The sequence below is a fragment of the Citreicoccus inhibens genome, from assembly GCF_019039035.1.
In the GTDB taxonomy this organism is placed as follows: Bacteria; Myxococcota; Myxococcia; order Myxococcales; family Myxococcaceae; genus Citreicoccus; species Citreicoccus inhibens.
Map to the genome: position 1 here is coordinate 113,019 of NZ_JAHNZT010000020.1, position 25,502 is coordinate 138,520.

At 71.7% G+C, this 25,502-nt stretch carries 21 protein-coding genes; 9 read left to right on the plus strand and 12 right to left on the minus strand.

The features are described from left to right. Positions 1-2: 2 nt before the first annotated feature. From KRR26_RS22555 to KRR26_RS22570, 4 genes are all read right to left on the minus strand, one after another. Positions 3-1,376, minus strand: coding sequence for an ABC transporter substrate-binding protein (locus tag KRR26_RS22555; RefSeq protein ID WP_217080778.1), 1,374 nt, complete (start codon positions 1,374-1,376; stop codon positions 3-5). After that, positions 1,373-2,740 (minus strand): VCBS repeat-containing protein, encoded by a 1,368-nt coding sequence (locus tag KRR26_RS22560; RefSeq protein WP_407931731.1) that lies wholly within the window; start codon positions 2,738-2,740, stop codon positions 1,373-1,375. Before KRR26_RS22560 ends, KRR26_RS22555 begins: the two co-directional genes overlap by 4 nt. Further along, on the minus strand, positions 2,737-5,367 hold the full coding sequence (locus KRR26_RS22565) for a penicillin-binding protein 1A (protein ID WP_407931732.1): 2,631 nt from the start codon (positions 5,365-5,367) through the stop codon (positions 2,737-2,739). The genes KRR26_RS22560 and KRR26_RS22565 overlap by 4 nt, the downstream gene beginning before the upstream one ends. An 86-nt stretch (positions 5,368-5,453) precedes the next feature. Next, entirely contained in the window at positions 5,454-6,482 is a 1,029-nt protein-coding gene (locus KRR26_RS22570; RefSeq protein WP_217080780.1) for a tetratricopeptide repeat protein, read from the minus strand. Positions 6,483-6,673: 191 nt separating this feature from the next. On the opposite strand from KRR26_RS22570, the gene xth reads away from it, so the two are divergent. Beyond that, positions 6,674-7,444: an exodeoxyribonuclease III gene (xth, locus tag KRR26_RS22575; RefSeq protein ID WP_120210699.1), complete on the plus strand. Its 771-nt coding sequence runs from the start codon at positions 6,674-6,676 to the stop codon at positions 7,442-7,444. 12 nt (positions 7,445-7,456) lie between these two features. Here xth and KRR26_RS22580 read toward each other — a convergent pair whose 3' ends face one another. Then, positions 7,457-7,693, minus strand: coding sequence for a hypothetical protein (locus KRR26_RS22580; protein WP_217080800.1), 237 nt, complete (start codon positions 7,691-7,693; stop codon positions 7,457-7,459). Between the two features lie 134 nt (positions 7,694-7,827). Here KRR26_RS22580 and KRR26_RS22585 point away from each other — a divergent pair, with 134 nt between their 5' ends. Next, the gene (locus KRR26_RS22585) at positions 7,828-8,019 is read left to right on the plus strand and encodes a hypothetical protein (protein ID WP_120210697.1); all 192 of its coding nucleotides are present in this window, start codon (positions 7,828-7,830) and stop codon (positions 8,017-8,019) included. A 125-nt stretch (positions 8,020-8,144) separates the two neighbouring features. Beyond that, positions 8,145-9,791, plus strand: coding sequence for a GMC oxidoreductase (locus KRR26_RS22590; protein WP_217080781.1), 1,647 nt, complete (start codon positions 8,145-8,147; stop codon positions 9,789-9,791). 39 nt (positions 9,792-9,830) lie between these two features. Here KRR26_RS22590 and KRR26_RS22595 read toward each other — a convergent pair whose 3' ends face one another. Next, the gene (locus KRR26_RS22595; RefSeq protein ID WP_120210695.1) at positions 9,831-10,346 is read right to left on the minus strand and encodes an OmpA family protein; all 516 of its coding nucleotides are present in this window, start codon (positions 10,344-10,346) and stop codon (positions 9,831-9,833) included. Between the two features lie 198 nt (positions 10,347-10,544). On the opposite strand from KRR26_RS22595, the gene dgt reads away from it, so the two are divergent. From dgt to KRR26_RS22610, 3 genes are read left to right on the plus strand one after another with little or no spacing between them, the layout of a single operon-like run. Continuing rightward, a complete protein-coding gene (dgt, locus tag KRR26_RS22600; RefSeq protein WP_217080782.1) occupies positions 10,545-11,990 on the plus strand; it encodes a dGTP triphosphohydrolase in 1,446 nt (481 codons plus the stop codon). A 59-nt stretch (positions 11,991-12,049) separates the two neighbouring features. Then, positions 12,050-13,174: a sensor histidine kinase gene (locus KRR26_RS37685; protein ID WP_217080783.1), complete on the plus strand. Its 1,125-nt coding sequence runs from the start codon at positions 12,050-12,052 to the stop codon at positions 13,172-13,174. Next, positions 13,167-13,967: a LytR/AlgR family response regulator transcription factor gene (locus KRR26_RS22610; RefSeq protein WP_120210692.1), complete on the plus strand. Its 801-nt coding sequence runs from the start codon at positions 13,167-13,169 to the stop codon at positions 13,965-13,967. Before KRR26_RS37685 ends, KRR26_RS22610 begins: the two co-directional genes overlap by 8 nt. Here KRR26_RS22610 and KRR26_RS22615 read toward each other — a convergent pair. The 3 genes from KRR26_RS22615 to KRR26_RS22625 form a co-directional block, all read right to left on the minus strand. Beyond that, on the minus strand, positions 13,964-15,505 hold the full coding sequence (locus KRR26_RS22615) for an MBL fold metallo-hydrolase (protein ID WP_217080784.1): 1,542 nt from the start codon (positions 15,503-15,505) through the stop codon (positions 13,964-13,966). The genes KRR26_RS22610 and KRR26_RS22615 overlap by 4 nt on opposite strands. Before the next feature lie 114 nt (positions 15,506-15,619). Further along, the gene (locus KRR26_RS36970; protein ID WP_236069018.1) at positions 15,620-16,336 is read right to left on the minus strand and encodes a hypothetical protein; all 717 of its coding nucleotides are present in this window, start codon (positions 16,334-16,336) and stop codon (positions 15,620-15,622) included. 23 nt (positions 16,337-16,359) lie between these two features. Continuing rightward, complete coding sequence (locus KRR26_RS22625; RefSeq protein WP_120210727.1) at positions 16,360-16,581, minus strand: hypothetical protein; 222 nt, start codon at positions 16,579-16,581, stop codon at positions 16,360-16,362. 86 nt (positions 16,582-16,667) lie between these two features. On the opposite strand from KRR26_RS22625, the gene KRR26_RS22630 reads away from it, so the two are divergent. Then, a complete protein-coding gene (locus KRR26_RS22630; RefSeq protein ID WP_120210690.1) occupies positions 16,668-17,342 on the plus strand; it encodes an SOS response-associated peptidase in 675 nt (224 codons plus the stop codon). A gap of 3 nt (positions 17,343-17,345) precedes the next feature. On the opposite strand, the gene KRR26_RS22635 is transcribed toward KRR26_RS22630, so the two are convergent. Continuing rightward, positions 17,346-17,987: a TetR/AcrR family transcriptional regulator gene (locus KRR26_RS22635; protein ID WP_217080785.1), complete on the minus strand. Its 642-nt coding sequence runs from the start codon at positions 17,985-17,987 to the stop codon at positions 17,346-17,348. A gap of 105 nt (positions 17,988-18,092) precedes the next feature. Here KRR26_RS22635 and KRR26_RS22640 point away from each other — a divergent pair, with 105 nt between their 5' ends. Then, on the plus strand, positions 18,093-18,899 hold the full coding sequence (locus KRR26_RS22640) for an SDR family NAD(P)-dependent oxidoreductase (RefSeq protein ID WP_217080786.1): 807 nt from the start codon (positions 18,093-18,095) through the stop codon (positions 18,897-18,899). Between the two features lie 8 nt (positions 18,900-18,907). Here KRR26_RS22640 and KRR26_RS22645 read toward each other — a convergent pair whose 3' ends face one another. Both KRR26_RS22645 and KRR26_RS22650 read right to left on the minus strand, forming a co-directional pair. Then, positions 18,908-19,795 (minus strand): LysR family transcriptional regulator, encoded by an 888-nt coding sequence (locus KRR26_RS22645; RefSeq protein WP_217080798.1) that lies wholly within the window; start codon positions 19,793-19,795, stop codon positions 18,908-18,910. Further along, positions 19,795-22,581, minus strand: coding sequence for a 2-oxoglutarate dehydrogenase E1 component (locus KRR26_RS22650; protein WP_217080787.1), 2,787 nt, complete (start codon positions 22,579-22,581; stop codon positions 19,795-19,797). Before KRR26_RS22650 ends, KRR26_RS22645 begins: the two co-directional genes overlap by 1 nt. Positions 22,582-22,779: 198 nt before the next feature. Between KRR26_RS22650 and KRR26_RS22655 the strand changes: the two genes are divergently transcribed. Further along, on the plus strand, positions 22,780-25,500 hold the full coding sequence (locus tag KRR26_RS22655; protein ID WP_217080788.1) for a hybrid sensor histidine kinase/response regulator: 2,721 nt from the start codon (positions 22,780-22,782) through the stop codon (positions 25,498-25,500). The last annotated feature ends 2 nt before the right edge of the window (positions 25,501-25,502 follow it).

A 25,502-nucleotide genomic window follows, 5' to 3' on the forward strand; every position in this document is an offset into this window, starting at 1 on the left:
CCTCATGGCCTTCCCGACGCGCCGGTGCCATCGGCGGGCAGGACCCAGGCGCCGTCCAGCGAGGGCAGGCCCTGCGGGTCCATCGTGAGGCCCATGACTTCGGGCGCCACGCGCGCCGCGAGCCCTTGCGCGTACAACGGCAACAACGGCACGGAGGATGCCAGCGCCAAGGCTCGCTCTCGTGCGCGGGCATCGCGCGCACTGGCGTCCGGCAGCGCGCCCAACGCGGGCAACTCCACGCCGAGCAAGTCCTTGCGGCCCGCCGTGTCGAGGACGATCGCGAGCGCGGGGCCGGGCACCGGTGGCAACAGCACGGCGTGCAGCATCAGCTCGAAGTCACCTCGGGCCCAGCGGGAGCGGAGCGCCGCGCGCGGCTGGGGCTCCAACGCCACGGTGTAGCCCCGGTCGTGCAGCTTCACTTGGATGCGCTCGGCCACCGCACGTTGGTCCTCCAGCGCGGCGTCATAGACGAGCGTCACCGTGCGCGCCGCCGTGGGTGCGGGCGCGGTAGGCCGGACCCTCGCGGGCTGGACGAGCAGCGCTGGCGGCAGCAGGTGCGGCATGGGAACGGCGGGGCCCCGCACGAACAGGCGCGTCAGGTCGTCACGGTCGATGGCGCTCTCGAACGCCTGGCGGAAGTCCACCGGCAGCTTGCGCGGCGAGAACGCCAGGTACGTGGCGTACAGCGCCGGGCCGACCTGGGTGTTGCTCTCGGCGGGCGCGCCCAGCTCCACCTGCACCTGCTTCGCGGTCCACATGCGCGTGAGGCCGCGCTCGTCCGTGGCGGTGAGCGCCAGCTTGTCCAGGTAGGGCCGTCCCTCGGGCCACGCGAGCTGCGCGGCCAGGGCGCCCTTGCCCGAGGCGGTGAAGGGGCCACTGGCCGCGGTGCCCAAGAGCGGTGCCAGCGCGGGATGGCACAACGCGCGCTCCAGGTCCGGCCAGGGGAACGCGAGCGCCAGCTCCAGGGTGTGGCCCGACGCGGTCACCTGCCGGCCCTCGGCTCGCAGGGGATAGAGGAGGGCGCGGTAGGGCGAGGGCGCGTCCGCGCCCGTCAGCCGCGTCCAGGCGCGAGCGAGCGCCGTGGCGGTGGCGGGCGTCGCCAGCTCCACGCGGACGGCCTGGGGCACGGGCCGAGACAGCGCCCGAGCGAGGGCGGGGCGCGCGTCGCCGTCGGGCGTCACATGGCACACCGGCCGGGACAGGAGTCCCAGCAGTGTCGCCTCGATGGGGGTGTCCGCGAGCGCGGGCTCCGCGACCTCGGCTGGGCCCGCGTGGGCCATGCGCAGCTCGCCGCCATAGCGCGGGCGACTGGCCGCGAGCGACGCGGTCGTGGGGGCGAGGAGGGCAAGGCAGACGAGGGCCGTGCGGGACTTCATGGCGCCCCCTGGCGCAGGAGGAACAGGTCGCTGGTGCCGTCGGACTTCCAGAGCCCGACGACGACCGCCCGGCGCTTGTCACCGTCCAGGTCCGCCGTCACCACCTGAAGCGCGCGCCCGGCGGGCAAGGCCCCCTGCCAGAGCGGCTCATGGCCGAGGGGCGCGTCATGGGCCAGCGACACCACGCGCAGCACATCCGGAGTGGGTTGGACCAGCGGCGAGGTGGTGATCAGCTCGGGCACGCCATCCCCATCGAGGTCACCGAGCGCGCTCCCCGCGCCCAGCCCGCTCAGCCGTGAGGGCACGCCGCCCGGACGCGCGTAGAGGGACGCGGTGCCGTCTGGATGGACGAACAGCCGCCAGGGCGGCGCCATGCTCGCGGTGGTGAAGGGCGCGGGGACCGTGAGTCCATGGCCCTCGGCCAGTTTCACGTCGGGGAGAAACGCGGTCTGCCCCGGCACGGGCGCGCCCCGCTCGCGAGGCCCCAGCGCCACGGCGTCCGTCGTGCCCAGGCTGTGCAACTCGGCACGGGCGCGGTCGAACGCGAAGAGCGCGCCGCGGGCCTGCTGGCTGCTCCAGACCGCGAGCCGGGGTGGACCTCCGAGCACCGCCACCGCGCCGAACGGCTCGCGCGTGGTGGCGGCAGACGGAGCCAGCCCCACCAGCTCCTGCCGCGCGAGGAGCCGCCCATCCGCCGCGTACACGGACACCGCGTGCTCGGTGAGGGCGATGACCTCATCCCTGCCATCCCCGTCCAGGTCTCCCGCGCCCAGGGCCGCGAGCGGTGCGTCGAGCCGAGCCATGACCGCGCCCATCAACCGCACCCCCCGAGCCGGCGGACTCGTGGGGGGCGGGCTCGGCGCACGCACCGCGGCGAGCGCCAGCACGGTGGGGTCCGCCTCCACGCCTTCAGACAACGCCGCGGCTGGGCGAGGCGGGCGCGTGGGCGTCCGGCCCGACCAGAAGTTCACCCACGTGCCCAACACGTCGCCTCGCGCGAGCACCTCGCCGGCGTCCACGTCGAGCGTGAGCCGCACGAGCGAGCGCGCGCCCTGGGCGCGGGCCTCGGCCTCCACCGCATCGGAGGTGGGCGCGGGCAGCACCACGGGCGCCAGTCCCGCCGCGGCCAGACGCGAGGCGAGCAGGGTGCCAAAGGCCTGGCGCAGCTCCACCGAGCTTCCGTTGAGCGAGACCGCGATGGGGGCCTCGGGGTTCGCCGCGCGCACCGCGTCCGCCACGGCCCGCGCCAGTCGGGGCAGGGCGGGCGTGGCCTCGGTGATGGGGGCGGGCTCGGCGGCGGACGCAGAAGGCTCCGCCAGGGCGAGCGTGAACAGCAGGGACACCGCGAGGGCAGGGGCGCTCACAGTCCCTTCTTCTCCCCGTCCTCCATGAAGAAGTTGTCGGGCGTCACCTGGCCGGGCGGAGGCGCCTCGGCGGTGGGCTGCGTGCCTTCGAGGAAGGGCTCCAGCCGACCGGGGACGGAGGTGCCCGCGAGCAGGCCCGTGGCGGGATCGACGCGCACCTGGGTGATGCCGGGTGGAACCTCGAAGTCGTGCACGGGCAGGCCCTCGTGGGCCACGCGCATGAAGCTCAGCCAGATGGGCAGCGCGGCGCGACCTCCCGTCTCGGTGCTGCCGAGCGGGGTGTTGTCATCGAAGCCCACCCACGCGCTGGCCACCCAGTCCGTGGTGTAGCCGGAGAACCACGTGTCCTTGGCGTCGTTGGTGGTGCCCGTCTTGCCCGCGGCGGGACGGTTCAGCTCGCGCACCGCCCTCGCCGAGCCCTCCTCCACCACGCTGCGCATGAGCGAGGTGGTGAGGTACGCCACCGCCGGCGGCAGCGTCTCCTCGAAGGCGGGCTGGTGCTCCTCCACCACCGTGCCGCGCGCGTCGCGCACGCGCAGCAGCATGAGCGGCTCGGCATAGCGTCCGTTGGCCTGGAGCGTGGCGTACGCGTTGGCCGCCTCCAGCATCGTCACCTCGCCCGTGCCCAGCGCCAGGGTGAGGTTCTCCGGCATCGGCGAGTGGATGCCCGCGCGGCGCGCGAAGTCGATGGCGGTCGCCGGGGTGATGGCCTCGATGAGCCGCACCGACACGGAGTTCTTCGACTTCGAGAGCGCCGTGCGCAGCGTCATGGGGCCCTCGAACTGGCGATCATAGTTCTGCGGCTTCCACGTCTTGCCCGTGTACGGATCGCGGATGGTCTCCGGCGCGTCGTTCACCTTGGACAGCGGCGTGTAGCGCCCGCTGCCCATGGCCGCCGCGTAGATGAAGGGCTTGAAGGACGACCCCGGCTGACGCCGAGCCTGCGTGGCGCGGTTGAAGGCCGAGCGGCGCGCATCGTAGCCACCCACCAGCGCGACCACGTTCCGGTTGACGGGGTTGATGACCACGAGCCCGCCCTGCGCCACGGGGATTTGATCCAACGCGGCCTCGACGAAGGCCGGCGCCGGCGCCGCCTTGAGCACGCGCACGAAGACGAACTCGCCGGGGGCGAAGACGTCGGTGATGTCCTTGGGGGCGGGCTTGCCCTTCTGCTTCGCCCACGTGGCGGTGCTGAAGGCGACCTCGGCGGTGCGGCCCACCAGGTCCACGCGCGCCACGTTGCGTTTGGCGTCCACCTCGGTGACGTAGCCCGTCAGACGCAGGCCCTCCTCCACCGGCTTCAGGCCCACGCGACCCACCAGCTCTCGCTCGGGGCTCTGGGCCTCCTCCTCCTCGGGCGTCAGCTCCGGGCGCTGCTCCTCGCTGCCCTCATCCTCGACGTCCGAGGCGCGCGCGCCCTTGGTTCCCGAGGCGTCCTTGGGGGCCGTGGCCGCGTCCGCGGCGAGCGGGGCGAGGTCCGCCACGTAGCCCTGGTCCTTCTGCCGGCGACCGGCTTCGTCGATGCGCTGCGCGATGAGCCCTCGCAGCCGCTCGAAGCGCGCGGTCTCCATCCGGCCCAAGGCCCCGCGATAGCCCTGGCGTCGATCCAACGCTTCCAGGCCAGCACGCACGGACTGCTCGGCGGTGTTCTGGAGCTTGGGCAGCATGGCGATGTCCACCCGCAGGCCGCCCTCCATCACCGCCTTCTCGCCGTACCGCTCGATGAGCGCGCGGCGAATCTCTTCCGCGTAGTACTCGCCGCCCGTCGTCTCCTTGCGCGGCGCCAGCACGATGGGCCTGGCCTTCTCCGCCTCGGTGATGGCGCGGGGCACGAAGCCGTGCTGCGCCATCTGCTCCAGCACGTAGTGCTGCCGCGAGGTGGCGCGGGTCATGTTGGTCACCGGGTTGATGCGGTGCGGGAGCTGCACCGTTCCGCCGAGCACCGCGGCCTCGCCCACCGTGAGGTCCTGCGTGTGCTTGCCGAAGTAGAAGAGCGCCGCCTCCTCGATGCCGTAGCGGCGCTGACCGAAGTACGCCTGGTTGACGTAGAGGTTGAGGATCTGATCCTTCGTGAGGGCCTCCTCCACGCGCGGCGTGAGGATCCACTCCCGCACCTTGCGCGACAGGCGGCGCTCGGGCGTCAGGAGCATGTTCTTCACCACCTGTTGGGTGATGGTGGAGGCGCCGGACTTGCGGCTGCCTGGGATGAGGTTCTTCACCGCCGCGCGGGCGATGCCGAAGAAGTCGAGCCCCTCGTGCTTGTAGAAGTCCGCGTCTTCCGCCGCGAGGAAGGCGTAGCGGACATGCGGCGGCATGTCCTCGATGCGCACGATGGTGCGGCGCTCGACGGCGTACTCGGCGCACACCGTGCCGTCCCCGCACGTCACCTTGGTGACCTGCGGAAGCTGGTAGGTGCGCAGGGCCTCCACCGAGGGCAGGTCCCGGCTGAAGTACAGGTAGGTGCCCACGGCGGTGAGCAGCGCGAGGACAAGGCCCACCGCGCCCAGCACGAGCAGGCGCTTCGTCCACCGCCACAGGCGCGCACCCAGGCCGGGGCGCGCCGGGGGAGGGACGCCCACCGGGGCGGGGGTGGGGGGGGATGTGGGCATCGGTCGGGCCGGAGTCATGGCGCTCGGAAAGAAAGGGGCTGCACGTTAAACCGAGGGGCGCGGGACGGGAACCCGCGCCCGAGGAGAGTCTTCCGGTTGCCCGCCTACGGTGCGGGAAGCTCGGGTGCCAGGGCCGGCGGAGGGTCCGCGTGGGCGAGCCGCTTCATGCGGTCGGCGTTGACGCGGGCCTGGACGTAGCGAGGTGACAGGCGCGTGGCCGTGGCGTAGGCGGCGCGGGCCTCCTCCGTCCGGCCGAGCCGCTCGCACGCGACGCCCAGGTTGTTGTGGACGTAGGCCACGTGGGGCAGCAGCGTGGCGGCCTGGGCGAGCACCTCCATGGCCTTCTGGTTCTCTCCCGCGCGCAGGTAGGCGAAGCCCAGGTTGTTGAGGGCGTAGCCGTGCTCGGGGTCCAGGTGCACGGCTTGCTGGAAGCGGAGGATGGCGGGGGCCAGCTCGCCCGTGCTCAGGTGCGCGAGCCCGAGCACCTGATAGACCTGCGGATCCTCCGGATCCCTCAAGAGCGCCTCTTCGCCCGCGTGCACCGCGTCCGCGGCGCGGCCGAGCGACAGCAGCAAGCGGGCCTGCTGCAGCAGCGGGCCGGTGCTGGAGGCCTCCAGGCGACCGAGCCGCGTGTAGGCCTGGAGCGCCAGCTCCGTCTGGCCCGCGAGCCGCGCCAGGCGAGCCAGCTCCGCGAGGGCGTCCGAGTCCAGGGGCTCGTCATGGAGGGCACGCCGGCACTCGGTGAGGGCACCGGACAGGTCTCCCAGCTCGCTCAGCACGCGCGAGCGGCCGAGGTGATCCACCTTCCGGCCGTGGGAGTGCACAAGCCCCAGGCCATCCGCGTCGGCCACGGGGGCGGGAACGGCGGGCAACCCGGGCGTGGAGGCGAGCGGAGCGGCGGCGAGGTCGCGCGGGGCCTCGGGCGTGGAGAGGGGCGCGGACATCGCCTCGCTCGGGGCCGTGTGGGGGCGCTGGACGCGCGAGGCGAGGGCGCCCGGGACGTCGCCCCAGGCGGTGATGCCGAGCGCGGCGAAGCAGGCGGGCAACAGCGCGTTGCGCAGGGCCCGGGTGAGCGAGTCCTCTCGGGACGACGGGGCGCGGCGAGGCGGGGCGGTGCGGCTCCTGGGGCTCATGGTGCGACCTCGACTTCCTGCTCGGCGTGCCAGGTGAGGCGCGCCGGGGAGCGGCGCAGCTCCCACCCTCGACTACTGCGATGCGCGTGCCAACGAGGTGCCCCCGGACGTGGACGGAGGGTGTGGCCCGGCAGCCGCAGACGCAGGGAAAAGCGTGGCGACCGCGTGGGTGTCGTGCGACGGTCGCCGCGATGAAGATTGCGACCTGGAACGTGAACTCGGTGCGGGCTCGGCAGCAGCGCCTGGTGGACTGGCTGAAGAGCGCGCAGCCGGACGTCCTCTGCCTGCAAGAGCTCAAGTGCGTCGACGCGGACTTCCCCTTCGAGGCGGTGCGCGAGGCGGGCTACTTCGCCGCGGTGCACGGCCAGAAGACCTACAACGGCGTGGCCATCCTCGCGCGCGAGGAGCCCCAGGACGTGGTGAAGGGGCTGTCGGATGGCGTCGAGGACAGCCACGCGCGCCTCATCGCGGCGACCGTCCGCGGCGTCCGCGTGCTGAGCGCCTACGTGCCCAATGGGCAGTCGGTGGACTCGGACGCGTACGTGTACAAGCTCGAGTGGTTCCGCCGCCTGCGCCGCTACCTCGACACGCGCCACAAGCCGGATGAAGCCATGGTGTTGGGCGGCGACTGGAACGTGGCGCCCGAGGCCATCGACGTGCACGACCCGGCGCTGTGGGAAGGCCAGACGCTGTTCACGCGGCGCGAGCGGGACGCGCTCCAGCAGGTCGGCGCGTTCGGGCTGACGGATGCGTTCCGCAAGCTGCACCCGACCGAGCAGAAGTTCTCGTGGTGGGACTACCGGATGCTGGCGTTCCCCAAGAACAAGGGCGTGCGCATCGACCACCTGTTCCTCACCGCGCCGCTGGTGGAACGGCTGACGGCGTGTGACGTGGACCGCGAGGCGCGCAAGGGCCAGCAGCCCAGCGACCACGCCCCGGTCTGGGCCGACCTGCGCGACTGAATCCCCGAGGCGCTACGTCCCCAGGAGGGTGATGCGCAGCGCGATGGCCCCCGCCACCGTGGTGACGCTCGACAGGTGCGCGAGCGCCTCCGCACGCTCCGTGGTCCAGATGCGGCGGCAATCCCCCGTGACGATGGTGCCATCCCTCCGTCGGTAGCGCCGCACGCGCGCGTCGCCCCGCATGTCCTCCCACTTCATCTGGCAGGGCGTCTGGAGGGTGAGCCGCTCGTCGAGGGAACGTGGGGCCATGAGCCCGAAGCCTAGGGGCGGTGGGCCCTGGGGATACGCTCCCCGTCCGTCGGACGAATGACCGAGGGCGCGGGCGCCCCCTGGCGGCGGGGTGTGCTTGCGGGCTCGGGAGGGCGTGCGATGCTCCCGCGCGCATGTCGACGCCGCCCCCTGAGCCGTTGCCGTTCCCCGAGAGCCTGTGCCATCGCTGCGCGGCGCCGCCTCGGTACGTCCAGACGCGGACCTCCACGTTCATCATGTGCCCGCTGCTGCCCCAGAAGTACGCGCCCCAGCCCGTCCGGGCCTGCTCGCTCTTCGTGGCGCGGCCCCCCTCTGCCGAGGAGTAACCCGGCTTCGTCGCATCCCAGGCAAGCGTTCACTCCGCGCGCCGTCGCGTGCATCCTCGCGTCGGGAGTGCCAGTCGTTGTCATAGAGTGCGACCTTCCGGGTTGGCTCGGAGCGGAGGCTCGACATGGACTGTGACTGGCTCATCATCGGCTCGGGCTTTGGCGGCAGCGTCAGTGCGCTGCGGCTGACCGAGAAGGGCTACCGGGTGGTGATGCTGGAGAAGGGCCGCCGCCTCCAGGCCCAGGACTTCCCCAAGACGAACTGGAACTTGAAGCGCTGGTTGTGGATGCCGCAGCTCGGCTGGCGCGGGCTCTTCAAGATGACGTTCTTCCGCCACGTCACGGTGCTGTCCGGCGTGGGGGTGGGCGGGGGCTCGCTGGTGTACGCGAACACGCTGCCCATCCCGAAGGACGACTTCTTCGAGGCCCAGTCCTGGGGCCACCTGGCGGACTGGAAGACCGAGCTGGGGCCGCACTACGTCACCGCGCGCCGGATGCTCGGCGCCACGCCCAACCCGCTGCGCACGTATCCGGATCAGGTGCTCGAATCGGTGGGCCAGGACCTCGGCCGCACGGACTTCCAGCCCACCACGGTGGCCGTCTACTTCGGCGAGCCGGGCGTCACCGTGCCGGATCCCTACTTCCAGGGCGAAGGCCCCGAGCGCACCGGCTGCATCGCGTGCGGCGGCTGCATGCTGGGGTGCCGCCACGGCTCGAAGAACACCCTCGACAAGAACTACCTCTACCTGGCGGAGCGGCGCGGCCTCACGCTGCACCCGGACACCGAGGCCACCTGGGTGCGACCGCTGCCCGAGGGGGGCTACGAGGTCCAGGCGCTCGAGGGCACGGGCTTCTTCCGCACCCGGCGCCGCTTCACCGCGCGGCACGTCATCTTCGCGGGGGGCGTGCTCGGGACCATGGATCTGCTCCTCCAGCTCAAGGCGGATCCGGACGGACTGCCGCGCGTATCGGACCGACTGGGCGATGGCGTGCGCACCAACTCCGAGGCGCTCATCGGCATCGTCAGCGGAGACCCGAAGCGCGACCTGTCCAAGGGCATCGCCATCGGCTCCATCCTGCACACGGACGCGCACTCGCACCTGGAGCCGGTGCGCTACTCGGATGGCTCGGGCTTCTTCCGCTTGTTGATGGCGCCGCACGTGGAGGGGCGCACGTTGCTGGCGCGCCTGGGCCGACTGGCCATGCTGTTGGCCCGACACCCGCTGCGTTTCCTCAAGGCGTGGTTCGTCCCCAACTTCGCCCGGCGCACGATGATCCTGCTCTACATGCGCACCATGGAAGGGCACCTGCGGTTGCGCCGAGGCCGCGGCGTGGCCACCGGGCTTCGCAAGGGGCTCGTCACGGGCTTGCAGGAAGGACCCGCGCCCACGGCCAACATGCCGGAGGCGTTCGACCTGGCGCGGCGCGTGTCACAGAAGCTGGATGGCTACGCGATGACGATGGTCAGCGAGACGGTGCTGGGCAGCCCGACCACCGCGCACATCCTCGGCGGTGCCTGCATGGGGGACTCGGCCGAGACGGGCGTCATCGACCATCGCCACCGCCTCTTTGGTTACGACGGGCTCTACGTGGTGGATGGCTCGGCCATCTCGGCGAACCCGGGGGTGAATCCCTCGCTCACCATCACCGCGCTCGCCGAGCGGGCCATGACCTTCATCCCCGCCGCGAAGGAACGCCCGAGGGGCGACACGGAGGCGCGGGTGGAGGCGCCGTCCGCGTCGCGCGCGCCGCACCTCGCGGCGGGCGGCTGAGCCGGGAGGAAGGGCACACCCTTCCTCCCGCGCCGAGCACTACAGCCGGACCTGCACTTCGTACCGGCGGTTCTTGGCCTTCTTGGCCTCGGTGTTGTCCGGCTTCACGAGCAGCTTCTCGGAGCCGTAGCCCACCGCCTTGATTTCGCCGCGGGGGATGCCGCGCGCGACCAGCTCCTTGACGATGGTCTCGGCGCGGTCCTCGCTGAGCTTCTTGTTCTTCGCGGCGTCGCCGGTGGAGTCGGTGTGGCCCGCGACCTCGAAGGTGTAGCTCTTGGCGCCCGCGCCATCGAGCTGCTTCTTGGCATCGACCAGCGCGGCGGTGAGCTTCTTCAGGCGGTCGCCACAGCCGGGCGCCAGCTCCGCGGTGCCCGTCTTGAAGCTGCACTGGTTCTTGCGCGCTTCATCGAGCAGCTTGGTGTTGACGCGCTTCTCCACCGTGGCCTTGCCCGCGTCGCCCGCCGCCTTCTTGAATTGGTCGAGCGCGCCCTGCGCCCCGGCCACTCCGGGAACGGCCAACAGGGACACGGCGATGCACAGTGCCTTGAGCTTCATGTTCGGATGCCTCCAGGTTCCGGGTTCTGAACGGAACGGGGCGCAAGGCTGCCCACGCGGTGGCGTCGCGTCCAGCCCCATCATGCCCGCCCCCTCGCGGGGGAGCCGGCCGAGGCGTGGTGGACGGACCGTGAAACTTGCCTCGCCTCGTGGCCAGCGCACGATTCGCTGCTCAGCGCGCAGGGAGGCGAGGCACCCATGAGTGACACCACCCGGACGGACACGTGGCGACGGCTCCTGTCGGGCCATCGTGTGGGCTCGGAGCCCAGGCCGGAGTCCGCTCCGCCCCAGCCCGTCTCCGCCGAGGAGCGGCTGCTCCCGGACGAGCGCACCGACTACGACCGCGACTACGATCGCATCGTCTTCTCCAGCGAGTTCCGCTGCCTGCACGACAAGACGCAGGTGTTCCCCCTGTCGTCGAGCGACTACACGCGCACGCGGCTGACCCACAGCATCGAGGCCTCTTGCGTGGGGCGCTCCCTCGGGCAACTCGCGGGGCGTCATCTGCGCGCGAGCGGCGTGGACGTGGAGCCCTCGCACCTGGGCACCATCGTGGCGGCGGGCTGTCTGGCACATGACATTGGCAACCCGCCCTTCGGCCACTCGGGCGAATCGGCCATCCAGCACTGGGTGGAGCAGCGCCTGTGCGCCCCGGGCTCGCCGTGGCCCGAGCGCTTCGCGTCCCCCGCGGAGCGCACGGACCTCACGCTCTTCGAGGGCAACGCGCAGGGCTTTCGCATCCTCACCCGCCTCCAGTCACGCGAGCGCCGCGGCGGGCTGCGCTACACCGCGGCGCTGCTTGGCGCGATGGGCAAGTATCCGCGCCCCTCGGTGCTGCCGGGCGAGCGGGCGCGCCGCGAAGGCTTCGTGTCCGAGAAGAAGTTCGGTTACTTCCAGGACGACGTCGCGCTGGCGCTGGAGGCGTACCGCGCGGTGGGCCTGGTGGAGCGCGAGCCGGGCGTCTTCTCGCGGCATCCCCTGGCCTTCCTCGTCGAGGCGGCCGATGACATCTGCTACGCGGTCATCGACCTGGAGGACTCCGCGAAGCTGGGGCTGGTCCCGATGCCGCACGCGTGCGAACTCCTGGAGGCGGTGCTGCCTCCGAAGCATGGGAGCCGCACACCGCATTCGCATGGCGAGACGCGCATGGCCCAGGCGCGGGCGCGCGCCATTGGCCTGCTCATCCCCGCGTGTGTGACGGCATTTCTGGAGCACGTCCGGGAGATGGAGGCAGGGCGCTTCGAGGCGCCGCTCGTCTCGGTGCTGCCCGAGGTTCGCGAACAGTTGAGGGCCATCAAGGATGTCACGCGCGCGCATGGCTACGAGAGCGAGCGCGTGCTGCAAATCGAGAGCGCGGGCTTCAAGACGCTGGGGGGCCTGTTGGACATGTTCGCGGGCGCGGTGGTGACGGACGCGCCGAACAAGGAGGAGCGCAAGCTGCGCCAGCTCCTGCCCGTGGAGTCCTTCCAGCGGCCCGAGCACGCGGACGAGGACCGGCGGAGTCCGCCGGACCGCGACGAGGCCATCCGCCGCCTGACGCCGTATCAGCGCTTGCTGTGCGTGACGGATTCCATCTCCGGGATGACGGATGGCTTCGCGGTGGAGCTGTTCCAGCGCTTGTCTGGCATTAAGCTCCCCACGTAGCCACGCGGCCGGCACGACTGCTGCGCGGCTTCGTGGGCTCCGGTAGAGTCCGGCGCACCGTGTCCTCTTCCGCTGTCGCACCCCAGCGCTCGTGGCGCCGCTGGGCATGGCTCGTCACCGTGTGGTCGGTGCCGGCGCTGTCGTCCGTGCTGGAGACGTACACCTTTCGTCGCGGCGACTTGTCGCTGTGGCGCGCCTTCGTCTCTCAGGCTCCGGCCTGGTACGTGTGGGTGCCCGCCACGCCGTGGCTCTTCGCGCTCGCGCGGACCTGGGGACTCAAGCGCCCCGTGCGTGCGCGGGCCGTGCTCGTCCAGCTCCTGGCGCTCGTCGGAATCAGCGGGGCGTTCGCGCTCGTCTATGCCGCGTGCATGCTCGGGTTCGGGCCCGTTCCGCCCGGGGTGGTTCCTCCGTTCCCGCCGTTCTTCCTTCGCTCGTGGCTGGGGTGGCTCCCGATGATGGCCATGGCGCAGGCCGCGGTGCTGGCGCTCGCCCATGCGCAGAGCGAGTCACAGCGGGCGCGCGCCCAGGAACAGCAGGCGGCGCGACTGGCCGCGCAGCTCTCGGAATCGCGACTCCAGGCGCTCCAGGCGCAGCTCCATCCGCACTTCCTCTTCAACACGCTCAACGCCATCGTCGTGCTGGTTCGCGAGCGCGAGACGGACACGGCGGCGCGGATGCTCGTCCAATTGAGCGAGCTGCTTCGGCAGTTCCTCCGTCAAGGCGTGGCGCAGGAGGTCACCCTTCGCGAAGAGGTGGCGGTGCTCGAACGCTACCTGGAGCTTCAGGGGTTGCGCTTCTCGGACCGGCTGCGCGTGCAGTGGGATGTGGCGCCCGAATTGCTGACGGCGCGAGTCCCATACCTCGTGCTCCAGCCCTTGGTGGAGAACGCCCTGCGCCATGGCATCTCCGCGCGAACCGCGGCGGGCGCGCTGGCCATCCAGGCGCGGCGCGACGGCGGGCGTTTGGAGTTGGTGGTGCGGGACGATGGGCCGGGATTGCCCCAGGACTTCGATGTGGCGCGAAGCCCCGGCATTGGCCTGGCGAACACGCGGGCTCGCTTGTCTCAGCTCTACGGCGAGGCGGGTGTCCTGCGCGTGGGCGATGCGCCGGGCATTGGCACCGAGGCGCGTGTCCTGCTGCCCCTGGTATGGGAGCCGGAGTCCTCCGAGGCCATCCATGCCTGAGCTGCGGGTGTTGCTGGTGGACGACGAGCCGCTGGCCCGGAAGGGGCTGCGCCAGGCCTTGGCGCGCCATCCGGATGCCGAGGTCTGCGGCGAGTGTCGCGATGGCCGCGAGGCCGTGGAGGCCATTCGCGCGCTGCGCCCGCACCTTGTTCTGCTCGACGTGCAGATGCCGGAGCTGGACGGCTTCGGCGTACTGCGCGAAGTGGGGCCGGAGCACATGCCGGCCGTCATCTTCGTCACCGCGTTCGATGCGTTCGCCGTGCGCGCCTTCGAGGTGCACGCGGTGGACTATCTGGTGAAGCCGTTCGCGGACGAGCGGTTCGATGCGGCGCTCGCTCGGGCTCGGCAGTGGCTGCGCGTGGGGGAGGCGGCGGAGTTGGGCCGCAAGCTCGCGTCGCTGCTCGCCGAGACCCCGGCCGCGCCCACGGTGACTCCGGCCCCGCCGCGGCAGCTCGAGTCACCCGAGCGCCTGCTCGTGCGGGTGGGGACGCGCTCGGTGCTCGTCGCGGTCGTGGACATCGAGTGGATCGAGGCGGACGACTACTGCGTCACGCTCCACGCCGGCGACAAGTCCCACGTGCTGCGAGAGAGCCTGTCCGCGCTGGAGTCGCGGTTGGACCCGGAGCGCTTCGTGCGCATCCACCGCTCGGCGCTCGTGAATCTGGAGCGCATCCGCGAGGTGCATCGCCCGAGCCCCACCGAGCAGGTGGTGGTGTTGGACTCGGGGCAGCGGTTGCCGGTGAGCCGCAGTCGCCGCGAGCACTTGGAGCGGCGACTGGGTCGGGCCCGCTAGCCGCCCGACGGAGGGGCTGGCGGCGCGGTCGGCGCGCGGGCCTGCTCCACGGCCTGGGCGAGCGTGGCCCAGTCGGTGGGGCCCAGGTGCATGCCGAAGATGCGGCCCACCTCCAGCTTCTCGCGAGCGGCGACGTCCTGCGTTTCGGAGAGCTGCTGCGGCATGGCGAGTCCGCCCGCCTGCGCGGGCTGGACCAGGTCGCTGGTGTAGAGCAAGTGGTGCTCTGGCAGCCACGCGAAGAGCATGCGTTCGCCCGTCTCGGTGCGGACCGGGATGAGCTCCATCCGGTTCTTGCCCGTGCCCAGCGCCGTGCGGCGCGAGAGGGACTGGAGCTTCGCGGCCCGCGGGGCGCGAGCGAGCGCATCGGGGACGGCGAGGCGCGGCGCCTTCATCAGTCGCTCGACCAGGGGGCGGTTGAGGTCCAGCACTTGGACAGGCGTGCCGCGCGCGGCGTACTCGCGCAGCCCGCCGATGTGCGGCCACGCGTCACTGGTGGCGACCACCGCCTTCACCTTCTGGCCCGGGAAACGCCTGGCGACCTCCTCCAGCACCTTCGTCGAGTAGCCCGAGGTGAGCGGCGCCTCCAGCACCACGATGCCGTCCTCTTGCTGGACAAGCGCGACGTTCCATCGCCCGGGGAGCTGCACGACGCCCGGCGCAACCTCGATGGGCGCGCTGCCCGGCAGTCCCGGCGCCATGCCCTCCAGCGTGCGCGAGGCGCGCTCGGCGAAGCCCTTCGTCACCGCCTCGGGCAAGGCGAAGTCCTTCTCGTCGAGCGGCGCCTCCAGCGTGACGGCGGTCACCGTCTGCGAGTGGTACGCGACACCATTGCGCTCCCAATCCCAGGCGCGCGGATAGCGCAGCCCACCGGGCTCCAGGGACCACGACTGGAGCGTGAGCACCGTGCGCACGTCCCCCCAGATGTTCCAGAACAGGTCCTCGGGGTGGGCCTCCACGCGCTCCACGGCGGTGGGCAGCGCGGTGTGGGCATTGAGGAAGAGGCGCACGCGCGCGCCGGCCTGTCGGAAGGCCACCACATGGTGCGGGACGTCCTGCATCACCGCGTCGGGCTCGGCGCGCAGGTCGGTCGCGTCCAACGCGACGAGGAGCACGCGCTCAGGGGCCGTGTCGAGTCGCTCGCGCAGGTCCTGGGCCTGCGCGGTGCCCGCGGGGCGCAGCTGTCCGTCTCGCTCCAGGGCCGCCACCCCGTCGACGTACACCTGGCTGAGCGGGGTCCACGTGGGGAGGGGGGCGCCGCGGGCCTCGCAGCGCTGCCGCAGGCGGCTCCTCCGCAGGTCGCGCACCTCGTCGAACTGCTCGTAGGCGACGAGGAACGGCGGGGTCGGGCGCTCGGACTGCTCCAGCAGGTTCCAGTGCCCCACGCCTTGGAGGCGCAGGCTGCCGAGGTTGCGGAGGCGTGCCTCGCCGCCCATGGCTTCCAAGGCGGCCTGGACGTGGGCGCGCGCGACCGAGTCCTCGGCTGACGCGGGGCGCGCGAGCAAGAAGAGGGTGATGACGCAGAAGAGCGGGGTTCTCATGCGCCGGACGATGGCGCACCCCGAGCCCATCGTTGGGGGGCATGCAGCGAGCGCACAGTGGCGTGCGGCGAACGGTGGGGCGCGCGCGGTGAACGGCGGCGCGCGTGCGTGAGCTCAGTCGCCGCTGACCGCGAGCTGCCAGTCCCCCGAGGGGCTGATGCCCACGCGCAGGCCCAGGTAGCTCTTGGCCTTCTTCATGGATCGCACCTGCACCTCGGGATAGAGCCCCTGGAGGGCATCGAACTCCTTCGCGGTGGCGCCGTCACGCGCGGCGGTGGGCCAGAGGAAGAGCTGCCCCTGCTTCACGTAAGGCATGTTGAGCACGCGCACGAGGCGGCCGAGGATGGGGTCGCCCTTGTTCTCCTCCATGTCGCGCCAGTACGCGGCGACGTCGGGGGCGCTGCCGAAGGTGAAGCGCAGTCCGCGCCCATGTTCGTCCGCCAGTTTCGCGAGCTCCGCATAGTCACAGGACACCGCGGCCGCGACGATGCGGCGGCGCATGTCATCCACCACGGGGGGCAGGGCAGGCTTCGCCGGCTTGGGCGTGGCGCTCATCCCCCTGGCGGAGCAGGTCGGCGAGGTGCCGCCATCGGTGCCCGACGTGCCAACGGCACCCGCATCCGCCAACCCCGCGTCCGCTTCGCCCAGAGGAGACGCCGCGTGCTCTCTCGGGGCCGCCCCCGCGTCCGCTTCGGCCGAGGCTCCGGACGAGGGTTCGCGCGGCGATTCCTTGCACGCGGTGCAGAGGGCGAAGACACAGGCGGCGATGAGGGCGGAACGGTTCATGGCGGGTGCGTTGTAGCCCACCGCCTCCGCGCCGGAAGTCCCCATGCGTCCGTTGTGTACAGCAGTCCTCAGGTTCCGCCCTTGGGGCTCTCGATGACGATGGAGAACGGGTCGAACTTCTCGTCCTTCTTCTTGTGTTGAGGCGTGGGCATTCCGAACTCGCCCGTGGGGTGCTCGGGGCGCACGGACGTGTACGGATCAATCTTCACCGGGACCCCGAACACCTTGGGGTTCTTCTTCACCTCGCGAACCTGACCGAACGGCTGGGGCGCCACCTTGTCGTCGCTCATGCCCACCAGCCTACCGCGCGAGCGGACTGTCCGTCCGTCCACGCCAGGACTTGGGTTGCGACGGACTCGGGGCGATACTCCGCGCCATGTGCGGCCGTGTCACCGTCCAGACGTCTCCCCAGCAACTCGTCGAGGAGCTGGGCCTCCTCGGGGTCCGGGCCTCCTTGGAGCGCCCTCGCTACAACCTGTCGCCCACGCAACAGATGCCGGTGGTGCCCAATGACGGGGCGCGCCTGTTGGACGCGTTTCGTTGGGGGCTCATCCCCTCGTGGGCGAAGGACGCCTCCATCGGCAACAAGCTCATCAACGCGCGCGCGGAGACGGTGGCGGAGAAGCCGAGCTTCCGCTCCGCGCTGAAGCGCCGCCGGTGTCTGGTGTTGGTGGATGGCTGGTACGAGTGGAAGCAGACCACCAAGCCCAAGACGCCGTTCCTGTTCCGGCGCAAGGACGGGAAGCCCATCGCGCTGGCGGGACTCTGGGAGGAGTGGACCGCGCCGGACACCGGTGAGGTCCTCCGCACCTGCACCGTCATCACCACGGGCCCCAATGCCTTGATGGCGCCCATCCACGACCGCATGCCCGTCATCCTCGCGCCCGAGGCTCGTGACCTGTGGCTCCGCCCCGAGCCCCAGGAGTCCGCCACGCTGCTGCCGCTGCTGGTGCCCGCGGCGGGGGACGCGTTGGAGGCCTACGAGGTGGCGCGGGTGGTGAACTCGCCCGCGAATGACGTGCCCGAGTGCGTGGCGCGCGTGGCCGCCTGAGCCTCAGCGCGGCGCCTTGCGTCGAGGCCGCTTGGGCGGCATCGCGCGCTCCCGGCGAGGCGCGATGGCGCGCCACGCGAGCCGAGGTAGCTCCCCGCGCATCCACTCCGGCGAGAGGTCGGCGCCGCCGAGGAACCGGCGACAGGCCTCGTGACTGGGGCCGAGCAGGACGACGTCCAGCATCGGCGGCGGCCACGGGGGGAGCTTCCCCGTCGCGATGAACGGCGTGAGGTGCTGGACGATGGGCGCGAGGAGCTCGGCCTTCTTCACCTGAAGGGGCTCGGCGACGCGGGCGCCCAGCTCCAGGGACATGGCCTGGTACATGAAGCGCGCCTCGTCGCGATGGGACAACACCCATTCGAGGTGCCCATCCACCAAGCCCTCCACCGCCGCGCGCGCCGAGGGGGTGCCCACCACGCGCGTGCTCAGGTGCGCGAAGAGGCGCTCGAAGGTGCGCACGAGCAGGGCCAGCGTGATGCCGGGCATGCCGTCGAAGTGGTGGTACACGCTGGAGGGGCTGGCCCCCGCGGCCTTGCGGATGTCCTCGATGCCGGTGCCCAGCACACCCTGCTTCACGAAGCACCGGAGCGCGGCGTCCAGCAGGGCGTCCCGTCGCTCCAACCCGTCGCGTCGAACCGCTCCCATGGGGCTCACGGTAGGCCCCACGCGCCACGCCGTCGACACCTGTTCCCCGGCGGATTCAAGTTGGAATAATCTTCCAAGTCGAACCGGCTGTCGGAGGGCACATCCATGGCGGACCTCATCCTGACGGGCGCCTCGCGCGGGATTGGCGCGGCGCTGGCGCGGGCCCTGACCGAGCGCGGCACCGAGCAGCTGTTCCTCGTGGCGAGAGACGCCGTGAGGTTGGAGGCGCTGGCACGACCGAGCGGAGGGCGCGCGGTGGTGGTGCCAGGAGACCTCTCCACGTTGCAAGGGGCGCGCGAGCTGGGCGCGCGGCTGGCGGGGCTCGTCGCGCCAGGGGCGACGCTCGTCCACAACGCTGGGCTGTGGCCCGCGAAGCGAGCGCTCACCGAGGACGGCCTGGAGACGGCGTTCGTGGTGAACCACCTCGCGCCCTTGGTGATGCAGCGCCCGCTGTTGGACACGGGCCTCGTGCGGCGCATCCTGGTGGTGAGCGCGGGGCTCCTGGTGAAGGGGCGCTTCGATGCGGCGCGCACGCCCACCGGGAGGGACTTCTCCGGGGTGCGCACCTACTGCACGACGAAGCTGTGTCTGGCGCTCGCGATGCGCGACGTGGCGGCCGAGCGGCCCGAGGTGGACGTGGCCGTGCTCCACCCGGGCGTGGTGCGCACGGACCTGGGTGCGCGCCCGGGCCCGGTCGGGTGGCTGCTCAAATGGGTGAAGCGGAGCTGGGAGTCGCCGGAGGTCTGCGGTGAGCGGCTCGCGCGCGTGCTGGACCGCGAGCGCTGGTCCGCTCCGGGCGAGGCCCGCTGGTACTTCGAGGAGACCGCGCAGCCCTGGCCACCCAACACCGAGGACGCCGCCACGCGCCAGGCGGTGCGCGACACGACGGCGCGGTTGCTCGCGCACGCCTGAGCGGGGGCTCAGGGCCTGCCGGGACCGTGCATCGTCTCCACGATGTGCTGCTTGAGGGCCCGCGCCGCGGACTTGAGCGAGGCATTGCCGCGATGCACGAGCACGACCTCGCGGTGGCGTCCGCCCGTACCCACCGGGATGACCTCGAAGTTTCCGGGCTGCCGGGCCAACAGGGCCGGCACGAAGGCCACGCCCAGGCCCGCCTCCACCAGCCGACGCAGGCTCTCGACGGTGTCCGTCTCCGCCACCACGCGAAGCGACTGACCGCGCTCGGCGCAAGCACGGCGCAGGGCCTCGGTGGCGGGCGCCTCGGGCACGATGACGAAGGGCTCGCCGCATGCGTCACCGAGCGCGATGGGCGCGGTGGCGCGGCCCAGCGCATGCCCCCGCGGCGCGAGCAGCACGAAGTCCTCGGCCCACAGTCGCTGGATGACGAGGTCCACGCGCTTGAGCGGCAGGTTGAGGACCGCCAGGTCCAGCATCCCTCGGGCCAGCTGGGCTTCGAGCACGTCGGGCAGGCCCTCGGTGAGCCGGACGACGACGTGGGGGAAGCGGGCGTGGAACGCGGCCACCATCGCGGGGGCTACCTGGGCGGTGACGCTGGCCATGACGCCGAGCGCGACGATGCCCTGCGGCCGCTCGGTGACCTCCGCCACGGCCGCCGCGCCCGCGCGCAGGTTGTCCACGGCCTGTCGCGCGAAGGTCAGGTAGCGCCGCCCTGCCTCGGTGAGCGCCACGCCGCGCGCGGTGCGCACCAGGAGCTGCGCGCCCAAGGACTTCTCCAGCCCTCGGAGCTGGCGGGACAGCGTGGGCTGCGACAGGTGCAGCCGCTTCGCCGCGGCGGTGATTCCCTCTTCCTCCACCACCGCGAGGAAGGCTTCGAGCTGTTCGAGCATCACGGGCGATTATGCGTCCGCTCCAGGGCTGTGTTCACGAGTCGCGTCTGTTCGAGCGTGTGGGCCTCGGCGATTCCCGTGGCGGGGCTCGCGCTCCGAGGGCGTCCCACGTACCGGGGCCCGTCCGGCACGGTGAGCCCCGAGGCCCGCAGCGCGTCGCACAGCCAGGGTCGTACGAAGCCCCAGGCCCCCATGTTCTCGGGCTCCTCTTGCACCCAGCGCACGTCCGTGACGGCGCGCAGAGGCTGGAGGTGTCGCGCCAGCTCCTCGGCGGGGAAGGGATGGAGCTGCTCCAGCCGCAGCACCCGGGTGCGTGTGTCCGCGCGAGCGCTGCGCTCCGCCTCCAAGTCCCAGAAGACCTTGCCACTGCACAGCAGCAACCGGTCGACCTGCGAGGGCTCCGGCGAGGAGGGATCCGCGAGCACGCGTTGGAACGTGCCGTGCGCCAGGGCCTCCAGCGCGGACTCCACCTGACGCAACCGCAGCGGAGCCTTGGGCGTCATGATGACGAGCGGCTTGCGCAGCGGACGCAACACCTGTCGCCGCAGCAGATGGAAGAGCTGCGCGGCGGTGGTGGGTGAGCAGACCTGGAGGTTGTCGTCGGCGCACAGCTCCAGGAAGCGCTCCAGCCGCGCGCTGGAATGCTCCGGACCGCCGCCCTCGTGTCCGTGTGGCAGCAGCAGCGTCAGGCCGCTGAGTCGGCGCCACTTCACCTCCGACGACGCGAGGAACTGGTCCAGGATGGGCTGGGCCATGTTGACGAAGTCGCCGTACTGCGCCTCCCACAGGACGAGCACCTCGGGGGCATCGAGGCTGTAGCCGAACTCGAAGCCCATGGGCGCCAGCTCCGACAAGGGCGAGTTGTGCACCTCGAAGCGCGCCGCCTCCGAAGACAGCGTGGCGAGGGGGGTGTGCCGCACGTCGGTGACGGCCTCGTGGAGCACCGCGTGGCGGTGGCTGAAGGTGCCGCGCTCCGCGTCCTGCCCCGTGAGCCGCACGCGATGCCCTTCGGACAACAGGCTCGCGAGGGCCAGGTGCTCGGCCTCCGCCCAGCTCACCGTGGCCTTGCGTCCCTCCGCCACGTCCCGCCGTCGCTCGAGCACCTGCGTGGTCTGTCTCAGGAGGCGGAAGCCCTCGGGCACGGTCGCCAGCCGCGCCATGAGCGCGCGCAGTGTCGCCTCCGTGACACCTGTCTCCGCCTCGGGGGTCGCCGCGTCCGCGCCGCCTCGGTAGTCCTTCCACCGGCCTTCGAGCGTGGTGGGTGGGGCATAGGCGTTGTGCGTGCGCGAGCGCTCATACGCCTCGCTGAAGTGGCGCACCGCTTCGCGCCGCAAGGCCTCCGCCTCCTCGGCGGTCACCACGCCCTGGAGCGCGAGCACCTCGGCGTGAAGCTGGCGCACGCGGGGGCGCGACTCGATGTCCCGGTACTCGCGGGGCTGGGTGAAGCGGGGCTCGTCGGTTTCGTTATGGCCCAGGCGCCGGTAGCAGCACAGGTCCACCACCACGTCGCCGTGGAAGCGCTGGCGGTACTCGGTGGCCAGTCGCATCACGGCGGCGCAGGCGTGGGGCTCATCTCCGTTCACGTGGAAGATGGGCGCGTCCAGCATGCGCGCGAAGGCGGTGCAGTAGTCCGTGCTGCGCGCCTCGGAGGGGTCCGTGGTGAAGCCCACCTGGTTGTTGATGACCACGTGAAGGGTGCCGCCGGTGGCGTAGCCTTTGAGCGACGCCAGGTTGAACGTCTCGCCCACCACGCCCTGGCCCGCGAAGGCCGCGTCGCCATGGATGATGACGGGCAGCACCGTGTCCTGCCCGCCCTCCGCACGGCGATCCTGCCTCGCGCGCGCGCGGCCGAGGACGACGGGCGCGACAATCTCCAGGTGGCTCGGGTTGAAGGCGAGCGACACGTGGAGCCGATGCCCCCCGCGCGTGACGTGCTCCGTGGAGGCGCCCAGGTGGTACTTCACGTCACCTCGGCCCAGGTAGCGCTCCGGCTCGGGCGGCCCGTGGAACTCGCTGAACAGGGCCTCGGGGGACTTGCCCAGCACATTGGTCAGCACGTTGAGCCGCCCGCGGTGCGCCATGCCCAACATGACCTCCTGAACGCCGAGCCCCCCCGCCGTCTCCAGCAGCGCGTCGAGCATGGGGATGAGGCTCTCGCCGCCTTCGAGCGAGAATCGCCGCGCGGCAGAGTTCTTCAGGTGCAGCACGTGCTCGAAGGCCTCGGCGGCGGACAAGCGCGCCAGCCGCCACCGGCGCTCCTCGAGAGGGCCGCCGCTCCAGTGCGCCGGGTTCTCCAGGCGCTCGCACAGCCAGCGCCGAGGTGTGTCCGGCAACTGCGACAGCTCCGCGCCCACGAAGCCGCAGTAGGTGCGTCGCAGCAGCCCGAGCACCTCGCTCCAGGGGAGAGGCGCGACGAGCCGCATCTCCGGAGGGCTCACCGGTTGCTCCAGCTCCGCGGTCGAGAAGCCGTCGGGGTCCAGCCAGAGGAGCGCCTCGACATCCGGTGCCCGAGGGCGCCGGCGCCGGAGCGGATCCACCTGGGCTTGGAGGTGGCCATGGCGTCGGAACGCGTCAATCGTCTGGGAGATCCGCGCCGCGAAGGAACTCGAGGGGCTCACCGCGCCGTCGCAGAGGCGGGGGGCGACGGGCGAACGGCCGCCGCTCCACTGCTCGAACAGGCCCGCCCAGCTCCCATCGATGGACTGCGGATCCGCGAGGTATCGCGCATACATCGACTCAAGGAAGCCGACGTGGTCGCCAGCGAGGACGGAGTCCGGGTTGCCCATGGGCCCACCTTAAGAGCGAGGCTCCGCGAGCTGGAGCCCCCGCGCCCGAATGCCTCGCATGCGCCTTTCGCATGGGAGACCCGGACAGGTGGCGTGGGGTGGGACGGGCCCCCAGTCGATGGCGCGGTGCTTCCGGACACCACTGACGTGGTCTGGGCTCCGGGATTGCCTTAGAGTCGCAGGCCCCGAGGGGGAGCGTTGCCCGACCTGCCGTTCAGCGCACATGCCGCCGTGTTCGAGCACACGCGAGACGGTGTGCTCGTGCTCGATCGCGCCCATCGCATCGTGGACGTGAACCGCGCGGCGGAGAACGTCTTCGGTGAACGGTCGGTATTGCTGGGCATGGCGGTGGAGCAGGTGCTCCCCGGCTGGCTCCCCCCGACGCTCGACGCCGATGGAGGCATCCCCCGCGAGACGGTGCTGGTGTGGCCGCCCACCGGCTCGCTGCGCGTCTTGAGCGTGCCGCAGCGCGACGCATCCGGGCAGGTGGGCGGCTGGGCGCTGATGCTGCGGGACCTGGTGGGCAGCCTGGAGGCAGAGGCCACGCTGCGGCACCAGAAGGAATTCTCCGAGGCGGTGATCCGCAACAGCCCGGTGGCCATCGTGACCATCAGCCGGGAGTTCCGCGTGCTGTCGTGGAACCCGGCGGCGGAGCGGCTGTTCGGCTTCACGCCGCAAGAGGCGCTGGGCCGGAACATCCTCCACCTGGTGGCCAACGTGGAGCCCATCCGCCCCGTGGCCGAGCAGACCTCGCGCGAGGTGCTGCAACTGGACCGCGTGCACTCCGTCACGCAGCGGGTGCGCAAGGACGGCAGCGTGGTGGACGTGGAGCTGCTCGCCCTGCCTGTGGCGGTGGGCGGCCAGCCGGTGGGCTTCATCGCCATCTACCACGACATCACCGACCTCCAGCGCGCGCGTCAGGCGGCCGAGGCGGCCAACCAGGCCAAGAGCTTGTTCCTGGCCACGATGAGCCACGAGATCCGCACGCCGATGAACGCCATCATCGGCATGGCGGGGCTCCTGCTGGACACCGCGCTCACGCCGGAGCAGCGCGACTTCGTGACGACCATCCGGCAGAGCGGCGACGCGCTCTTGTCGTTGCTCAACGACATGCTGGACTTCTCGAAGATCGAGGCCGGCCGTGTCGAGCTGGAGTCGAACCCCTTCGACCTGCGTCAGTGCGTGGAGTCCGTGCTGGACCTGCTCGCGGTGCGCGCCAGCGAGAAGGGCCTGGACCTGGGCTACCACGTCGCCGCGGCCACGCCGTCGCTGTTGGAGGGAGACGCCGCGCGGCTGCGCCAGGTGCTGCTCAACCTCGTGGGCAACGCGGTGAAGTTCACCGAGCGGGGCGGGGTGGTGCTGTCGGTGGACGTGCTGCGCGCGCCCGTGGAGCCGGGCGACCCGTTCGAGCTGCGCTTCACCGTGCAGGACACGGGGCTGGGCATCCCGGAGAACCGGCGGGCCGGGCTCTTCCAGCCCTTCAACCAACTGGACGCCTCCGTCTCCCGCCGCTTCGGTGGCACGGGCTTGGGTCTGGCCATCAGCAAGCGGCTGGTGGAGATGATGGGCGGGCGCATCTGGGTGGAGAGCGAGGGCATCGCCGGACGCGGCTCCACGTTCCACTTCCTGTTGCCCGCGCGCGCCGCGCCTCAGGCCTCGCTGGGCGGTCCTCGTTTGGAGCAGCCGGTGCTGCGAGGGCGGCGCGTGCTGGTGGTGGATGACAACGCCATCAACCGCAAGCTGCTCAATCGCCAGCTCGTGTCCTGGGGCATGGAGCCGGTGGAAGCGGGCTCGGGCGCCGAGGCCCTGGCGCGGCTCGAATCCGGGGGGCCCTTCGACCTGGCCATCCTGGACCACCGCATGCCGCTGCTGGACGGGCCCACGCTGGCCGGAATCATCCGCGGCCAGGAGGCGGTCCGCGAGCTGCCCTTGCTGCTGCTCACCTCGTTCGATCAACGCGACGCGCAGCCCCCGGGGTTGTTCTTCTCCGTCCTGTCCCGACCGGTGAAGTCCTCGCAGCTCTATGACGCGGTGATGAAGTGCCTGTCGCATGACACCTCGCCGAGCATGCCCGCGCCCTCGCCGCCCCGCGCCACCCGCGAGGGCTCCATCTTCGGCGAGCGCCCGGCGGCGATCTCCTCGCTGCGCATCCTGTTGGTGGAGGACAACCCCACCAACCAGAAGCTCGCGCTCCTGGTGTTGGACCGCTTGGGCTATCGCGCGGACGTGGCCGTCAACGGGCGCGCCGCGCTCCAATCTCTGGAGCAGCGCGTCTATGACGTCGTCTTCATGGACGTCCAGATGCCCGAGATGGACGGACTGGAGACCACGCGCCGGGTGCGCCGTGACGTCCCCGCCGCGGTGCAGCCGCACATCATCGCGATGACCGCCAACGCCATGGCCGCGGACCGGCGCGAGTGCCTGGACGCCGGCATGGACGACTTCCTCAGCAAGCCCATCCGCGTCGAGGAACTCATCGCCGCGCTCCGGCGCGTGCAACCCAGGTTGGAAGTCGCGCCCGTCACGGCCGCGCCCGTCATCCCCCGCATCGAGGGCCTGGACCCCGCGGCGCTCACGCGCCTGTGGCACTCGCTCGATGGTCAGGTGGAGCGGATGCTGCCCGAGCTCATCGACACGGCCTTGCACAGCATGCCCAAGCTGCTGGACGACGCGCGCGCCGCGCTCGCCCGGGGCCAGTCCGACGACCTGGGGCGCGCCGCCCACACACTCAAGTCCAACGCGGCCTACTTCGGCGTGACGGGGCTGGAGTCGGTGTGCCACGACGTCGAGCGCAGCGCGGACGCGGGCGTGCTCGACGGACTGGCCGAGCGCATGGAGCAGTGCCAGGGCGAGCTGCTCACGGCGCGCCGCCTGCTGGAGTCCCTGCGCGAGAGCGTGGCGGCCCGCGCGACGGGCTGACG

What these genes read in the sequence shown, in the direction of transcription:
- KRR26_RS22555 (WP_217080778.1), bottom strand. Translation starts at nt 1,376, where the DNA reads ATGAAGTCCCGCACGGCCCTCGTCTGCCTTGCCCTCCTCGCCCCCACG.
- KRR26_RS22565 (WP_407931732.1), bottom strand. Translation starts at nt 5,367, where the DNA reads ATGACTCCGGCCCGACCGATGCCCACATCCCCCCCCACCCCCGCCCCG.
- KRR26_RS22570 (WP_217080780.1), bottom strand. Translation starts at nt 6,482, where the DNA reads ATGAGCCCCAGGAGCCGCACCGCCCCGCCTCGCCGCGCCCCGTCGTCC.
- xth (WP_120210699.1), top strand. Translation starts at nt 6,674, where the DNA reads ATGAAGATTGCGACCTGGAACGTGAACTCGGTGCGGGCTCGGCAGCAG.
- KRR26_RS22580 (WP_217080800.1), bottom strand. Translation starts at nt 7,693, where the DNA reads ATGGCCCCACGTTCCCTCGACGAGCGGCTCACCCTCCAGACGCCCTGC.
- KRR26_RS22585 (WP_120210697.1), top strand. Translation starts at nt 7,828, where the DNA reads ATGTCGACGCCGCCCCCTGAGCCGTTGCCGTTCCCCGAGAGCCTGTGC.
- KRR26_RS22590 (WP_217080781.1), top strand. Translation starts at nt 8,145, where the DNA reads ATGGACTGTGACTGGCTCATCATCGGCTCGGGCTTTGGCGGCAGCGTC.
- KRR26_RS22595 (WP_120210695.1), bottom strand. Translation starts at nt 10,346, where the DNA reads ATGAAGCTCAAGGCACTGTGCATCGCCGTGTCCCTGTTGGCCGTTCCC.
- dgt (WP_217080782.1), top strand. Translation starts at nt 10,545, where the DNA reads ATGAGTGACACCACCCGGACGGACACGTGGCGACGGCTCCTGTCGGGC.
- KRR26_RS22610 (WP_120210692.1), top strand. Translation starts at nt 13,167, where the DNA reads ATGCCTGAGCTGCGGGTGTTGCTGGTGGACGACGAGCCGCTGGCCCGG.
- KRR26_RS22615 (WP_217080784.1), bottom strand. Translation starts at nt 15,505, where the DNA reads ATGAGAACCCCGCTCTTCTGCGTCATCACCCTCTTCTTGCTCGCGCGC.
- KRR26_RS36970 (WP_236069018.1), bottom strand. Translation starts at nt 16,336, where the DNA reads ATGGGGACTTCCGGCGCGGAGGCGGTGGGCTACAACGCACCCGCCATG.
- KRR26_RS22625 (WP_120210727.1), bottom strand. Translation starts at nt 16,581, where the DNA reads ATGAGCGACGACAAGGTGGCGCCCCAGCCGTTCGGTCAGGTTCGCGAG.
- KRR26_RS22630 (WP_120210690.1), top strand. Translation starts at nt 16,668, where the DNA reads ATGTGCGGCCGTGTCACCGTCCAGACGTCTCCCCAGCAACTCGTCGAG.
- KRR26_RS22635 (WP_217080785.1), bottom strand. Translation starts at nt 17,987, where the DNA reads ATGGGAGCGGTTCGACGCGACGGGTTGGAGCGACGGGACGCCCTGCTG.
- KRR26_RS22640 (WP_217080786.1), top strand. Translation starts at nt 18,093, where the DNA reads ATGGCGGACCTCATCCTGACGGGCGCCTCGCGCGGGATTGGCGCGGCG.
- KRR26_RS22645 (WP_217080798.1), bottom strand. Translation starts at nt 19,795, where the DNA reads ATGCTCGAACAGCTCGAAGCCTTCCTCGCGGTGGTGGAGGAAGAGGGA.
- KRR26_RS22650 (WP_217080787.1), bottom strand. Translation starts at nt 22,581, where the DNA reads ATGGGCAACCCGGACTCCGTCCTCGCTGGCGACCACGTCGGCTTCCTT.